This is a genomic window from Mesorhizobium sp. M0074 (genome assembly GCF_040322975.1).
Taxonomy (GTDB): Bacteria; Pseudomonadota; Alphaproteobacteria; order Rhizobiales; family Rhizobiaceae; genus Mesorhizobium.
This window is the reverse complement of record NZ_JAMYUM010000006.1, coordinates 290,075-303,678: the sequence shown is the minus strand read 5'-3', so window position 1 is coordinate 303,678 and position 13,604 is coordinate 290,075. Positions and strand designations below refer to the sequence as shown.

At 62.7% G+C, this 13,604-nt stretch carries 15 protein-coding genes; 5 read left to right on the top strand and 10 right to left on the bottom strand.

Features of this window, described 5'->3' with window-relative positions; genetic code table 11:
• Positions 1-130: 130 nt before the first annotated feature.
• The 3 genes from sbmA to NKJ73_RS11370 all read right to left on the bottom strand — a co-directional run bounded on the left by sbmA (position 131) and on the right by NKJ73_RS11370 (position 2,997).
• Positions 131-1,408: a peptide antibiotic transporter SbmA gene (sbmA, locus tag NKJ73_RS11380; protein WP_352569435.1), complete on the bottom strand. Its 1,278-nt coding sequence runs from the start codon at positions 1,406-1,408 to the stop codon at positions 131-133.
• A 114-nt stretch (positions 1,409-1,522) separates the two neighbouring features.
• The gene (locus tag NKJ73_RS11375) at positions 1,523-2,638 is read right to left on the bottom strand and encodes a YbfB/YjiJ family MFS transporter (protein ID WP_036237967.1); all 1,116 of its coding nucleotides are present in this window, start codon (positions 2,636-2,638) and stop codon (positions 1,523-1,525) included.
• Positions 2,639-2,790: 152 nt separating this feature from the next.
• Entirely contained in the window at positions 2,791-2,997 is a 207-nt protein-coding gene (locus tag NKJ73_RS11370; protein ID WP_023674059.1) for a hypothetical protein, read from the bottom strand.
• Positions 2,998-3,094: 97 nt separating this feature from the next.
• Between NKJ73_RS11370 and NKJ73_RS11365 the strand changes: the two genes are divergently transcribed.
• From NKJ73_RS11365 to NKJ73_RS11355, 3 genes are all read left to right on the top strand, one after another.
• Positions 3,095-4,009, top strand: a complete 915-nt coding sequence (locus NKJ73_RS11365) for a LysR substrate-binding domain-containing protein (protein WP_352569433.1) — start codon at positions 3,095-3,097, stop codon at positions 4,007-4,009.
• Positions 4,010-4,089: 80 nt separating this feature from the next.
• Positions 4,090-5,346, top strand: coding sequence for an aminopeptidase (locus tag NKJ73_RS11360; RefSeq protein WP_352569432.1), 1,257 nt, complete (start codon positions 4,090-4,092; stop codon positions 5,344-5,346).
• Positions 5,347-5,403: 57 nt separating this feature from the next.
• Positions 5,404-5,760, top strand: a complete 357-nt coding sequence (locus NKJ73_RS11355) for a DUF488 domain-containing protein (protein WP_352569431.1) — start codon at positions 5,404-5,406, stop codon at positions 5,758-5,760.
• A 191-nt stretch (positions 5,761-5,951) separates the two neighbouring features.
• On the opposite strand, the gene NKJ73_RS11350 is transcribed toward NKJ73_RS11355, so the two are convergent.
• Positions 5,952-6,305, bottom strand: coding sequence for an ArsC family reductase (locus NKJ73_RS11350; RefSeq protein WP_352569430.1), 354 nt, complete (start codon positions 6,303-6,305; stop codon positions 5,952-5,954).
• Positions 6,306-6,474: 169 nt separating this feature from the next.
• Between NKJ73_RS11350 and NKJ73_RS11345 the strand changes: the two genes are divergently transcribed.
• Both NKJ73_RS11345 and NKJ73_RS11340 read left to right on the top strand, forming a co-directional pair.
• A complete protein-coding gene (locus NKJ73_RS11345; protein WP_352569429.1) occupies positions 6,475-6,825 on the top strand; it encodes an ArsR/SmtB family transcription factor in 351 nt (116 codons plus the stop codon).
• Entirely contained in the window at positions 6,822-7,307 is a 486-nt protein-coding gene (locus tag NKJ73_RS11340) for an SRPBCC family protein (protein ID WP_502896663.1), read from the top strand. Before NKJ73_RS11345 ends, NKJ73_RS11340 begins: the two co-directional genes overlap by 4 nt.
• A gap of 128 nt (positions 7,308-7,435) precedes the next feature.
• On the opposite strand, the gene NKJ73_RS11335 is transcribed toward NKJ73_RS11340, so the two are convergent.
• From NKJ73_RS11335 to NKJ73_RS11310, 6 genes are all read right to left on the bottom strand, one after another.
• Complete coding sequence (locus tag NKJ73_RS11335; RefSeq protein WP_352569428.1) at positions 7,436-8,863, bottom strand: aldehyde dehydrogenase family protein; 1,428 nt, start codon at positions 8,861-8,863, stop codon at positions 7,436-7,438.
• A gap of 34 nt (positions 8,864-8,897) precedes the next feature.
• A complete protein-coding gene (locus NKJ73_RS11330; protein ID WP_352569426.1) occupies positions 8,898-9,983 on the bottom strand; it encodes an ABC transporter ATP-binding protein in 1,086 nt (361 codons plus the stop codon).
• The gene (locus NKJ73_RS11325; protein ID WP_352569425.1) at positions 9,973-10,581 is read right to left on the bottom strand and encodes a cupin domain-containing protein; all 609 of its coding nucleotides are present in this window, start codon (positions 10,579-10,581) and stop codon (positions 9,973-9,975) included. The genes NKJ73_RS11330 and NKJ73_RS11325 overlap by 11 nt, the downstream gene beginning before the upstream one ends.
• Positions 10,582-10,786: 205 nt before the next feature.
• A complete protein-coding gene (locus NKJ73_RS11320) occupies positions 10,787-11,857 on the bottom strand; it encodes an ABC transporter substrate-binding protein (protein WP_352569423.1) in 1,071 nt (356 codons plus the stop codon).
• On the bottom strand, positions 11,842-12,720 hold the full coding sequence (locus tag NKJ73_RS11315; RefSeq protein ID WP_352569421.1) for an ABC transporter permease: 879 nt from the start codon (positions 12,718-12,720) through the stop codon (positions 11,842-11,844). The genes NKJ73_RS11320 and NKJ73_RS11315 overlap by 16 nt, the downstream gene beginning before the upstream one ends.
• A complete protein-coding gene (locus NKJ73_RS11310) occupies positions 12,717-13,604 on the bottom strand; it encodes an ABC transporter permease (protein ID WP_352569420.1) in 888 nt (295 codons plus the stop codon). The genes NKJ73_RS11315 and NKJ73_RS11310 overlap by 4 nt, the downstream gene beginning before the upstream one ends.

Here is a 13,604-nt window from a genome sequence, read left to right as displayed (position 1 = left end):
ACCGGTTTGCGGGGTTGGTCGGCGTTATCAAACAAGGCGAGTCAATCATTTTTCAGTTTTTTTTTTCGCGGCGCGGCTAAAGGCCCGCGGGGGTGGGCGGCTGAGGGTAAGCGCGCGCCGCCCGCCAGTCTTAGCTTGCCGGCTGGTCCTCAGGGCGCAACCCGGCTTGCTCACGTTCGAGATAACGCTGGTCGATTTCCGGCAGCGGCTCGCCTTCGAGCGTGGCCTCGAAGGCGCGCAAGCGTTTGTAGATCGAGATCAGTTCCACGACCGTCGGCCAGGCATTGACCAGATACTGAAATGAAGATCGGACCTGCTCAAAGGAGTTGAGAATCTGGTTCAGAGCGCCGAGCTTGATCTTTCCCGCGACCATCGTAGGGACAAGAACAATATATGGAAATATATTGTCGATCTGTAGATAGAATATTCTAGCGACGTTAAAATATAAGTAGTGGAAGTATTTACGAAAATAGATGCTTCTTACACTTCTAAAAAGGTCAGCGACAGTTGGCGGTTGGGCGCGATCTGCATCGTCCTCACCATAGACCAATTCTTTGCGGTAGGCTGCCTCGACACGTTGGGTGCGGAATTCGAGACCCGGCAGTTTGATTCCTACCGCAGCTAAGAAAGTAGTTCCGAAGGCCGACCAAAGGATTGCTACAACGACCAGGGAGTAAGGCACCGTGCCGACAATCGGCAGTTCCGTGACGTTTTCAGAGAGATGCAGCAGCACGGGAAGGAACGCTATCAGTGTCATGATGGACCCGACTAAGCTTACGCCCAGATCCTCCATCGTGCTGGAGAAGCGCATCGTGTCTTCTTGAACACGCTGGGACGCACCTTCGATGCGCCTCAATCTTTCCCAGTTGGTCATGTAGTATTCGTTCATTGCGGTGCGCCAACGAAATATCCAATGACTTACAAAAAACCGGTTGAGGGCGCCAACGGTCACAGCCAGAAGCGCAATCCACATGATTGTCAGCAGTTGGATATAGAAGTCCCACGGCGTCGTAGAGTACGGTGTGCCTAAAGCCTTCTGAATAAGATCGTAGAAAGGGCCATACCAGTCATTGAAGGCGACATTTACCTGCACCTGGTAATAGATCACAAAGAGAATCAGTGAGGTGCCAAGGATCGACCAATTCCGCCATGGATGAGGTCGGTACCAGGCCCAAAAGCCGTAGAAGATGAGGACGACAGCCGCAAAATATATATAGAACCAGAGAAATGGCTTCGACCAAAAGAGCGACACGCCAATGATCTTGTCGACGCCGGCGGCCATCGGGGGCAGTCCAAACACTGCTCCAAGTTGCTCTCCTCCAAAAAACCAAAACAGAACGACCGCGAGGCTCCAGACGGCGACCGAACTGAAGAACAGCTTCGGCTGCGGAAAAAACGATACGAACACTGTGGCGAAATCCTCGGTCGATGCGCAAATCAGCGGGTTCAGCGGGCATAAAGTCACACATTAGCGGGAAAGAAAATGCCCGTGCCCAACGCCCGGCGCCGAGCAAGACCATAATCATGGCGATTTTGGCGCAGCCGACCAGGCGATCGCACCCGAGGCGAGCAGGACGGCGGCGGCCACGATCGAGGCAAGGAAAAAGTTACCCGAGGCCTGCGCAAGCAGACCGGCGACGATCGGGCCAATGATCTGGCCGAGGCCGAAGGCGGCCGTCATCACCGCCAGCATCCGGCGTGGTGCTTGCGGGGCAAGCTGCCGTCCGGCCTGGAGGCCAAGCGCGGTTATGGCGATGAAGGTGCCGCCGACAAGAAGGCCGCCGAGCAGCGGCCCGGTGCGCCCGCCCATGACGACACTGGCGCTGACGCCGACCACCTCGACCAGGCACCCCAGGGCGTAGGTGGCATAGAGCCCGATTTTAGCCGTAAGCTTCTGCCACAGCCAGACCGATGGGAAACCGGCAAGTCCGGTGACCATCCAGACCACGGCCTCGAAGACGCGGCCGCCGCCGCCCTGGCGGACGATGGCGACCAGGAACGTTGCCGTGACGATGTAGCCGAAGCCGAACAGGCCGTAGGCGACGATGATCTTCACCAGCGACCGGTCTTTCGGCAGTGCCGGCTCGCTCCCGGTGGTGCTGTTCGCGGCCGAGGTGCCGCCGGCCAGCAAGGCGACGACGGCAAAGCCGCAGGCCGAAATCACCGCGGACCACAGCCAGCCCGCCGCCCAGCCGGCATGTTCGGTGACGAGGACTGCCAACAGCGCCGAGGACGCCGCGATGCCGAGGCCGACACCGCCGAAATACAGCGCCTGCAGGTCGTTTCGCCCGGCCGCGGCGAGATGACCGAAAACGATGCTGGTCATGAAGACCAGCACGAAGGCGCTGGCGAGGCCGGCAAGAAAGCGGATGAGGAGAAAGCCGGGCATGGTGCCGCTCAGGCCCATCAGGCCGGCGAGGATCGCGGTGGCGGCAAGGCCGGCCAGCATCAGCTGGCGCTCGCGGCCTTGCGCCCAGCCGCCGGTGGCGGCAAGCGCGCCGACGAGATAGCCGAGATAATTGGCCGATGCGATCCAGCCGGCATCAGCCGGCGACAGGCCGAGCTCTTCCATCATGCCAGGCAGGATCGGCGTATAGACGAAGCGGCCGATTCCCATGGCGACGGCCAGGGCAATCATGCCGGCGATTGCCAGGCGCAAGGGCGAAGCGGCTTTCATCGCGATGCACAATAGGTGCGCCTGCCGGTCAGACAATCCGCCTTTTGTTGGGCCAGAAGGGTTGCGCAGCCGCGTCGGCGGCCGGCTCACCTGAAGTGCCAGCAAGTCCTTGTTCAGCCGCAGCAGGTCCTTGGCGCCGTCTCGAAGCGGGTACGACACGCGGTCAGCCTGAATGGCATGTCGGCGAGTTCGCGCTCCGACATGGTGTCGAGCACCGGATGCGACAGCGGATCGGTCACCCAGCTGGTGGCCTGGCTGTCATCCCGGTGCGGCTGCGCCCCGATCGGGGAAAAGGCGCCAAGCCATGACAAAATCTTCATCGGATTTGCCTCCTCACTCTGAGTAGCCCACTTAGAATCCGCCGTTCCTTAGCGTCTGGCAATTGAGATTTCAGCCGCTCCAGTTTAGAAAAACTGTATGGCTACTCTGAACCGCGTCCATCTCAACGGCTTGCGCGCCGTGGAAACTGTTGCCCGCCTGGGCTCGCTCGCGGCGGCGGCCGGCGAGCTCAACGTCTCGGTCAGCGCCGTCAGCCAGCAGATCAACCGAACAGAAAAGCAGCTCGGCCGGGCGCTATTCGAACGAACGCCAGCTGGCCTGGTGGCGACGGAATTCGGCACCGTCTTTACCGCGCGGCTCAGCGCAGGCTTCCGCGAACTCGCACAGGCGGTGGCGCTTGCCGATGAAAGCTCGGAGTGCACGCTGGTGGTTTCGGTGGCGCCGGCTTTCGCCTCGAAATGGCTGCTGCCGCGGCTGTCGCGGCATTTCGCCCGGCATCCGAACGTGCTTCTGCGCATCGATGCCTCGGTGCGGCTTGCCGATCTCGATCGTTCGGACATCGACGTCGCCATTCGGCTCGGCGACGGCAAATGGCCGGGCGGGCGGGCCGAATTGCTGCTGGCGCAGGAGGTGTTTCCGGTCTGTGCACCGGTGATCGCCAGCAAGCTGAAATCGATCGAGGACCTTGCTTTGACCTGTGCGATCACGGACGAAAGATCGATGATCAGTTGGGAGAGCTGGTTCGAAGCGGCCGGAGTGGAGCCTGTCACCTTCATGAAGGGCGCGCGCTTCACCGATCCGATGCTGTGCCTGGAATCGGCGATTGCCGGCCACGGCGTCATGCTCGGCTGGCAGTTGCTGGCCGCCGACGCGCTGGCCGACGGCCGTCTCGTTGCGCCGTTCGGCATACGCGCCCAGAGCGGGCTCGGCTATTGGCTGGTGACCTCGGCCATCAAGAGCGAAAGCCGTAAGGTCAGGGATTTCAAGACCTGGATCCGCGAAGAGATCGAGGCGACGATGGCGCAGTTCAGGTCGCTCGAGAGCACGCGCTAAACCTGCCGGCACATCACAGTGGAAAGGTCGGCAGCGCCGGTCTATGTAAGAAACAGTCCCCAATCACGGCAGGCAGGATCATGACCACACATTCGCGCGGCGTTTCCGCAAGCATCGACCCGGTGAAGCTCGACAGGCTGGCGGAGGTCGCCGTCAAGGTCGGGCTGCAATTGCAGCCGGGGCAGGATCTGGTGCTGACCTCGTCTATTGCCGCGCTGCCTTTGACGCGGCGGATCGTCGAGCACGCCTACAAGGCAGGCGCGGGCCTGGTGACGCCGATCTTCAACGACGATGAGATCACTCTCGCGCGCTTCCGCTACGGCGCCGACGCCGGCTTCGACCGCGCCGCCGGCTGGCTCTATGAAGGCATGACAAAAGCCTTCGCCAACAATGCGGCGAGGCTTGCCGTGCGCGGCGAGGATCCGTCGCTGCTTTCGGCGCAGGACCCGGCAAAGGTGGCGCGTGCCAACAAGGCGAATTCGATGGCTTACCAGCCGGCGCTGGAGAAGATCACCGGCTTCGACATCAACTGGAACATCGTCGCTTATCCCGATGAGGCCTGGGCCAAGCAGGTATTTCCGGACGATGCCGAAGACGTCGCCGTGGCCAAGCTCGCCGACGCTATCTTTGCCGCCTCGCGCGTGGATGTCGAAGACCCGATCGGCAACTGGACGGCGCACAATGCGGCGTTGAAGAGCCGCACCGAATGGCTGAACGGCCACAATTTCCACGCACTGCATTTCACCGGCCCCGGCACCGACCTGACCGTCGGGCTGGCCGACGGCCACGAGTGGATGGGCGGCGCCTCGACCGCCAAGAACGGCATCACCTGCAACCCCAACATCCCGACCGAAGAGGTTTTCACCACGCCGCATGCAAGGCGCGTCGAAGGCCATGTCACCAGCACCAAGCCGCTGTCCTATCAGGGTACCCTGATCGACGGCATTGCGGTGCGTTTCGAGGCGGGCCGCATTGTCGAGGCCAAGGCCACGAAGGGCGAGGATGTGCTGCAAAAGGTGCTCGATACCGACGAAGGCTCGCGCCGTCTCGGCGAGGTGGCGCTGGTGCCGCATTCCTCGCCGATCGCCAAGAGCGGGCTGCTGTTTTTCAACACGCTGTTCGACGAGAACGCCGCCTGCCACATCGCGCTCGGCCAGTGCTATTCGAAGTGCTTCGTCGACGGCGCCTCGCTCAGCCAGGACGAGATCGCGGCGCGCGGCGGCAACAAGAGTTTCATCCACATCGACTGGATGATCGGCTCGGACAAGATCGACATAGACGGTGTCCATAAGGACGGCAGCCGCGTGCCGGTGATGCGCAAGGGCGAGTGGGTTTAGGCCCGGGATCTCTAAACGAAGGCCAGCAAGCAGCGGCGCCTGCTGGCCCATGCGGAGTTGGCAATGGAGCTCGCGGTCAAGCGCATCTATGAGCCGCCGGCGCCCGATGACGGGCAGCGGGTGCTCGTCGACCGCATATGGCCTCGCGGCGTCCGCAAAGAGGACGCGGCGCTGACGCTCTGGCTAAAGGACATCGCGCCAAGCAATGGGTTGCGCAAATGGTTCGGCCATGAGCCGGCGCGCTGGGCGGAGTTCCAGCGGCGATACCGCGATGAGCTCGACCGGAACGGCGAGGCGGTGGCGGAACTACGTGCCTTGCTCCGTGAAGGCAAGGTGACGCTGCTCTACGGCGCCCATGACGAGGCGCACAACAATGCGGTGGCACTGGCGAGCTATTTACGTGGGATCAATTAGCCACGCCGGCGGGACAGCGCCCCCCTCTGGCCTGCCGGCCATCTCCCCCTCAAGGGGGGAGATTGGCAGCTTCGCCGAAAGCGCCCTTCTTTGGAGACTAGCAAAAGCCGAAGTGACATCCAATCTCCCCACCAGAGGGGGAGATGTCCGGCAGGACAGAGGGGGGCGCGACGGATCGCGGCGGGTCGGTTCTACTTCCCACTCACCGCCTGCTGATAAACATCGGGCTTGAACCCGACGAGAACCCTGTCGCCAAGTTCCAGCACCGGACGCTTGATCATCGTCGGTTTGGCCAGCATCAGCGCCTTGGCCTTCTTCTCGTCCAGGCCCAGTCTGTCCTCGTCCGACAGTTCACGGAACGTTGTGCTCGCCTTGTTGAGCAGAATTTCCCAGCCGACCTTGCCTGACCAGCCGTTCAGCCGATCCGCGTCAAGGCCGTCTGCCCTGTAGTCGTGAAAGCGATAGGCAACATCGTGGCTCGCCAGCCAGGAACGCGCCTTCTTGACCGTATCGCAATTGGTGATGCCGTACATGGTGATCGTCAAAACGCGTCCTCGGACCAGTCGAATCTGACGGCACCCTAAAACCGCGCCTCTCACTTTTCCAGCGGCCTCGCCGGCCGTCTGCGATTTTCGCGCTTGCCAATAGTAAGGAATCTTCCTAACTATTTCCCGAGCTAATTTTCTCACGAAATAGCCGAGGCAAGGAAACGACATGACGGGCCTGCAGACCGAAAGCCCCCCGCCCATTGACGGCATTTTCCGGGCGCTCGCCGATCCGACCCGGCGACGCGTGGTCGAGCGACTGAACCGAAGCCCCGCCTCGGTCAGCGAGCTTGCCCGGCCGTTCGAGATGGCCCTGCCATCCTTCATCGAGCACCTCAGGGTTCTGGAAGGCTGCGGGCTGGTGCATTCGGAAAAGGCCGGCCGCGTCAGGACCTACCGGCTCGCGCCGGAGCCGTTGAAGCTCGCGGAAAACTGGTTGGCCGAGCAGCGTGCGCTGTGGGAGCGCCGTCTCGACCAGTTCGACGACTACGTGCTGAAACTCAAGGAGACAGACAGATGAATATGGTCCCGTTGTTCCAACCCGATCCGAAGCTCGACCTCGTGCTCCAACGGACGATCGAGGCGCCGCGAGAACTGCTGTGGATGGCCCTGACGAGACCCGAGCATGTCAGCCAATGGTTCACGCCGAAGCCGTGGATCATCACCGATTGCGAGATCGACCTGCGGCCCGGCGGCCTGTTCCGCACCCGCATGCAGTCGCCCGACGGCAAGGAGGTCAACGATAGGCGTTGCTGCTACCTCGAGATCGTCCAGGACGAGCGGCTGGTGTGGACCGATGCGCTGCTGCCCGGCTACCGGCCGTCAGGCGACCCATTCATCACAGCCGTCATAGCGCTGCAATCGCATGGCGAGACGACGCGCTACACCGCCACCGCCATCCACCGCGACGAAGCCACGCGCAACAGCCACGAGGAGATGGGCTTCTACGACGGCTGGGGCACGGTGGCGGATCAGTTGGCCGGCTATCTCAAGACGATCTGAGGCGACCCTGCTTCGCACTCACATTGCGGCCACGCAATCGTTGTGGCCGTTCAGCCGAACGCCGGTGCCGAAGGCACCAACGCTCGGAACAAATTTCGATGGTTGGCGCAATGCCAGATGTCGAAGGCTCAGGCGCCGTAGCCGATGATGCCCTTGATCTCGAGGAAGTCGTGGATCGCCCAGTCGGCGTATTCGCGGCCGTTGCCGGACTGCTTGTAGCCGCCGAAGGGCGCGAACGTATCCCATTCCGGATAGTTGATCGACACCTGCCCGGCGCGCAGCCGGCTGGCAATCTTGCGGGCGTGGTCGATATCCCCGGACTGCACATAGGCAGCCAGGCCATAGACGGTGTCGTTGGCGATCTTCACCGCATCATCATCGTCATCGTAGGAGATGACCGACAGGACCGGCCCGAAAATCTCCTCCTTCTCGATGGTCATGCCAGGCCTGACGTGGCCGAAAACGGTCGGTCGCACATAGTAGCCACGGTTGAGGTGCTCCGGCCGGCCGGGGCCGCCGGTGACCAGCGTCGCACCCTCGGCGATACCGGCCTCGATCAACCGCTGGATCTTGTCGAACTGGATGTTGCTGACCACCGGCCCGAGCTTGGTCTCCTCCGAGCGCGGGTCGCCGACCTTGTGCCGTTCGGCGGCCTTCCTGGCGATCGTCAGCGCCTCGTCGTGACGGGCGGCCGGCACCAGCATGCGGGTCGGCGCATCGCAGGACTGGCCGCTATTGCCGAAGCAGGCGTTGACACCCTTGCGCACCGCCGTCTCGAAGTCAGCGTCGGGCAACACGATGTTGGCCGATTTGCCGCCCAGCTCCTGCGCCACGCGCTTGACGGTCTCGGCCGCCGTCTTGGCGACGATGATGCCGGCCCGGGTCGACCCGGTGAACGAGACCATGTCGACGTCGGGATGGCCAGCCATGACCTGGCCGACATCCGGACCGGTGCCATTCACCATATTGTAGACGCCCTTCGGCGTGCCGGCGGCGTCCATCACCTCGGAAAAGATGATGCCGCTGATCGGCGCGATTTCGGAAGGCTTTAAAACGACGGTGCAGCCGGCGGCGATGGCCGGCGCCACCTTGCAGACTATCTGGTTGAGCGGCCAGTTCCACGGTGTAATCAGCGCGCAGACGCCGATCGGCTCCTTGACCACCATGGTGGTGCCGCGCTTCTCGCTGAACTCGTAATCCTCCAGCGCCTTGATAGTGGCTTCCATGTGCGCCCTGCCCGCCCAGGCCTGCGCCTCGCGCGCCCACCTGATCGGCGCACCCATTTCCTGGCTGACCGCCTGGGCGATGTCCTCGTAGCGCTCATTGTAGACTTCGAGGATACGCTTCAGCAGCTTCAGGCGCTCGGCCTTGGTCGTTTGCGAAAAGGCCGGGAATGCCGCCTTGGCTGCAGCCACGGCCTTGTCGACATCGGCTTTCGAGCCGACCGAGATTTTGGTGTAGGCCTCTTCAGTGGACGGATCGATCACATCCAGCGTTGCCGGAACCACGGGGCCGACCCATTTGCCGCCGATGAAAAAATTGAGATGATTGCTCATGGGCCGTGCTCCGGTTTTCTGGAAATGAGTGAGACTAGCTAGGCAGCATAGGGCAGTTGGCACCACGGCGCAGGCTGATATGCGCCACGTCGCCGACGCTGAATTGAAAACCCTCTGTCCGGCGCGGCGCGTCGATCACCACCTGTGTCCCCTGCCCCAACTCTGCATGAAGGCGCAAGGTGCGGCCGTGAAAGACGATGCTGTTCACCCGCACCGGTGCAGTACCGGCCGCCGCCTCGGTCGTGGCCAAAAGGTCCTCCGGACGCACGCCAATGGTGCGCACCGTGCCCTCGCCAGGCAGCTCGCCTTTATCCGAAATCGCTTCCAGCGGCAGAGCGCCGGCGATGAACCGCAAGCGCTCGCCGTCACGGCCGACAAAGCGCGACTGCAGAAGGTTCATGGTGCCGATGAAGCTGGCGACGAATTTGGTGGCGGGTCGATCGTAAAGGGTCGCCGGCGGCGCAATCTGCTCTATGCGGCCCTTGTTCATGACGACAATGCGGTCTGAGATCGACAGCGCCTCGGTCTGGTCGTGCGTGACCATGACGAAAGTGGTGCCAAGCCGCGACTGCAGTCGCTTCAGTTCGACCTGCATCTGCTCGCGCAGATGCGCGTCGAGCGCCGACAGCGGCTCGTCGAGCAGCAGCACACGCGGCTCGCAGACGATCGCGCGGGCAAGCGCGACGCGCTGGCGCTGGCCACCCGACAATTCCGACACGCGGGCGCCGAGCTTTTCAGCAAGGCCGACCATGTCGAGCGCTGCGCCGACGCGCTTTGCCTGTTCGGCACCGGAGAGCTTGCGCAGCGACAGGCCGAAGCAGACATTTTCGGCAACGTTCATGTGTGGGAACAGCGCGTAGTCCTGGAACACGGTATTGACGGGACGGCCGAAGGGCCTGAGCGCCGTGATGTCGCGGCCTTCGAGCAGGACCCTGCCGTTCGACGGGCTCTCGAAGCCGGCGATGACACGCAGGCTGGTGGTCTTGCCGCAGCCGGACGGTCCGAGCAAGGTCAGGAACTCGCCGCGGGCAATGTCAAGATCGACGGCGTCGAGCCCGATGATGCCGCCGGGGAAAATCTTGGAGACCTTGTCCAGCCGGACGAGCGGATCAGGCGCCATCGCGAACCTCGGACGGTTTGGTCGTGTTGACCCACAGGATCTGGCAGCGCTCGCTGCCCGGATTGCGGAAGGCATGCAGCAACGTGCTCTTGAAGGCGAAGCTGTCGCCGGCCTTCAGCCCGTACCTGGTCGAATCGACCACCAGCTCGACCTCGCCGGACAGGACGAAGCCGAATTCATGGCCGGCATGAGCGTAGGCTTCGGCGGTGCCGCCACCGGCTTCCACGGTCACCAGCATGCCGGTCAGCGTGGCGGCCGGCGGCGACAGCAGCGCCTTGGCGATGCCTTCCGACTTGACCGGGATCTGACGCCGGCTGTTGGCGCGCACACAATAAAGATCGTTGCCGACATCATTGCCGTCGGCGATCAGCGCCGACGGCTCTACATCGAGGGCGGCGGCAAGCGGCCAGATCACGCGGACCCGCAATGACGACATGCCGCGCTCGATCTGGCTTAGCGCACCTATCGAGACACCGGCTTTGGCGGCAAGTTCGGCCAGCGAGAGATTGCGCTCCAGCCTGAGCGCCCGCACGCGCCGGCCGACCCTGACGTCGGCGTCGTCCTTCGGCTTCTCAGCCGCTTCGTCCAGCATGTCCATTCGTTCGTCCTTGTTACAGTATTTTTGGCCGGCGCCGCGCGGTCTTTCCTTCTCCCCCTTGTGGGAGAAGGTGGCCGAGCGAAGCTCGGTCGGATGAGGGGTGTTCCAGAAAACACCAACGCCTCATTCCTTCCAACACCCCTCAACCGTCTTGGCGCTGCGCGCCAATCCACCTTCTCCCACAAGGGGAGAAGGAAGAGCGAACTCAGCCGCCTGCCTTGACCTTCTCGAACATCTTGGCGAGTTCGTCATTCTGTTTCATCGGCCCGGTGAAGATCGTGGTCTTCAGCATCACCTCGGGATCGGACGGCAGCTGCAGTTTCTCCAACTCCTCCTTTGGCACGGCGGCGAAAGCCGAGCTGGTCGAGCTGCCATAGCCGTAGGCCTGGATCAGATACTTTCCGGAATCCGTCTCCAGCCGGCTGTTGATGAAGTCATAGGCTAGGTCGACGTTCTTGGCGTCCTTGAGCATGACGAAGCCGCAAGCCCAGGTCAGCATGCCTTCTTTCGGCTTCATGAACTCGACAGGCACGCCCTGCTTCTTCAGCGAGGTGGCCGAGGCGTTCCAGGTCATGGCCGCGACCAGCTGGCCGCTCGCCAGTGCCTGTTCGACCGAGGTCATGTCGGTGGTGTAGTTCGAGAGCAGCGGGCGCTGCTCGCGCAGTTTCTCCGCCACCTTGTCCATCTGTTCCGGTGTCATGTCGAATGGATTGACGCCGGCCAGAAGGGCCGCCACCACCGGTGTGTCGTGGACGGCATCGATGGTCGCCATGCGCCCGGCATATTGCTTGTCCCAGAGCAGATTCCAGCTGGCTTCCGGGTTCTTCACCAGATCGGTGCGGTAGAGGATCGAGGTATTGCCCCAGTCCCACGGCACCATCCAGACCTTGCCGTCGCCGGCCTGCAGGTCGGGCAGGTTCTTGAAGACCGGGAAGATCGAATCCCAGTTCTTGATGCGCTTGGTGTCGATCGGCTGCAGCAGGCCTTCCTTGTTCCAGCGCGCCACCTTGTCATAGCAAGGGTGCGCGACATCGGGGCGGAAGCCGGCCTTGACCTTGGTGAAGGCGTCATCGTCGTCGCCAAACATCGAGGCTTCGACGCCATCAGGGTGCGCGGCGAGGAAGCTCTTGTTGAAGTCGGGCAGCTCGTAACCCGACCAGGTGAAATATTGCAGCTTGTCGCCGGCAAAGGCGACAGTCGATGCAAGCGCCAGCGCGAAGGCGGCCAGTCCGGTTTTCGCTGTCTTTGTCGTTATCGATTTCAAGTCGAATGCCATTGCAGTTCTCCTCTTTCGGTTTCTTCTGGTTTTGACAGGCTGGCGGGCGCTGGCCGCTGAGCGGCGGCAAGCCCGCGATGGCGCAGGATTTCGGCGAGTGCGGCGATGACGAACGACACGGCCAGGATCGCCGTGCCGAGCGCCATGACGGTCGGCAGCGATTTCGGGAAGCGCAGCTGGCTCCAGATATAAAGCGGCAGCGTCGGCTCGGTGCCGGCAAGGAAGAAGGCGACGATGAACTCGTCGAACGAGGTCAGGAAGGCCAGCATGAACGCCGAAATAATGGCGGGCAGGCTGAGCGGCAGCATCACCCGTCTGAAGGTCGTCCAGTCCGAGGCGCCGAGGTCGAGCGCTGCCTCGCGGATGGTCTTCGGGATGGCGGCGAAGCGGCTGCGCATGACCACCACCGTCGTCGGCAGCGCCACCAATACATGGCCGAGCACAATGGCAATGCGTGACGGCCCGAAACCGGCGAGATTGACCAGGATCAACAGCGAGATGCCGACGATGACGCCGGGGATCAGGATGGGCAGCCGCGCAATGGCACTGATCGTGGCGGCCAGCGGCGAGCGGCCGTAGAGGTCCATATAGGACACGGTGATGCCGCAGAGTGTTGCGCCGGTGGCGGCAATGGCGCCGATGACGAGGCTGGTGGCAAGCGCACCGGACAGCGCCGAATTGCCGACCAGCGTGCCGTACCATTCCAGCGTGAAGCCTTGCAGCGGAAATGCCGCCTGGATCGAATTGTTGAATGAAAACAGCGGGATCAGCAATATCGGCAGATACAGAAACACCAGATAGGCAAGGACGTAGGCTCCGAGCCAGCCGCCGCCTTGCTTTGCGTCCAGGCGCGCCGTGTTCATGTGCGGCTGCCGTATCGCCGGTCGGCGAAGCGCACCACCAGCACCACGGCGAGAATGACCAGCATGACGGCGACGGCGAGTGCGGCGCCGAACGGCCAGTCATTGGCCTTGCCGAACTCGGCCTGGATCAGTGTGCCGATCATTGTACTGGCAGGGCCGCCGACCAGCGCCGGCGTCACATAATCGCCGACGGTCGGCACGAAGACGACGAGAGCGGCCGCCAGCACGCCCGGCATCGAATTGGGCAGCACGATGCGGCGGAAACTGGTGAATGGTTTTGCGCCGAGATCGGAAGCGGCCTCGAGCAGCGATTTCGGGATGGTGTCCAGCGCCACATAGATGGGCAGGATGGCGAACGGCGCATAGGCGTGGGCAAGCGTGACGACGACCGCTGCCGGCGTATTCAAGAACGCCAATGTCGGCTCCGACCAGATGCCGCTTTCGATCAGCGCCGAGTTCAGCACGCCATTATAGGCAAGCACGATCTTCCAGGCGAAGACGCGCAGCAGATAGCTGGTCCAGAACGGCAGGGTCAGCAGGAACAGCAGCAGCCCACGCCGCCGCCCGGCATGGAAAGCCAGATAGTAGGCAACGGGATAGGCGGTGACGACGGTTGCCAGCGTCACCAGCCCGGCGATGCCCAGCGAGCGCAGCGTCACCGTCCAGTACAGCGGATCGGTGGCCACAGTGACGAAATTCGCAAGGGTGAAACCAGCCCCCAGCAGCGAGCCGTCATTGCCGCGAAAGGCGAGAAAGAACACCAGGCCGAGGGCGAAAAGGATCAGCAAGAAGGTGACCAACCCGCCGGGCAGCAGCATGGCGAAGCGAAAACCCGGCGAAGACCGGGTTTCCGGCAGCGGCTGCGTTGCGGCGATGGTCGACAT

Bases quoted from the DNA above. Each gene is read 5' to 3' on its own strand.
- NKJ73_RS11345 (WP_352569429.1), top strand. From the start codon at position 6,475: ATGACGGGCCTGCAGACCGAAAGCCCCCCGCCCATTGACGGCATTTTC.
- NKJ73_RS11360 (WP_352569432.1), top strand. From the start codon at position 4,090: ATGACCACACATTCGCGCGGCGTTTCCGCAAGCATCGACCCGGTGAAG.
- NKJ73_RS11310 (WP_352569420.1), bottom strand. From the start codon at position 13,604: ATGTCGACCATCGCCGCAACGCAGCCGCTGCCGGAAACCCGGTCTTCG.
- NKJ73_RS11375 (WP_036237967.1), bottom strand. From the start codon at position 2,638: ATGATTGCCCTGGCCGTCGCCATGGGAATCGGCCGCTTCGTCTATACG.
- NKJ73_RS11315 (WP_352569421.1), bottom strand. From the start codon at position 12,720: ATGAACACGGCGCGCCTGGACGCAAAGCAAGGCGGCGGCTGGCTCGGA.
- NKJ73_RS11340 (WP_502896663.1), top strand. From the start codon at position 6,822: ATGAATATGGTCCCGTTGTTCCAACCCGATCCGAAGCTCGACCTCGTG.
- NKJ73_RS11320 (WP_352569423.1), bottom strand. From the start codon at position 11,857: ATGGCATTCGACTTGAAATCGATAACGACAAAGACAGCGAAAACCGGA.
- NKJ73_RS11330 (WP_352569426.1), bottom strand. From the start codon at position 9,983: ATGGCGCCTGATCCGCTCGTCCGGCTGGACAAGGTCTCCAAGATTTTC.
- NKJ73_RS11365 (WP_352569433.1), top strand. From the start codon at position 3,095: ATGGCTACTCTGAACCGCGTCCATCTCAACGGCTTGCGCGCCGTGGAA.
- NKJ73_RS11335 (WP_352569428.1), bottom strand. From the start codon at position 8,863: ATGAGCAATCATCTCAATTTTTTCATCGGCGGCAAATGGGTCGGCCCC.
- NKJ73_RS11325 (WP_352569425.1), bottom strand. From the start codon at position 10,581: ATGGACATGCTGGACGAAGCGGCTGAGAAGCCGAAGGACGACGCCGAC.
- NKJ73_RS11370 (WP_023674059.1), bottom strand. From the start codon at position 2,997: ATGAAGATTTTGTCATGGCTTGGCGCCTTTTCCCCGATCGGGGCGCAG.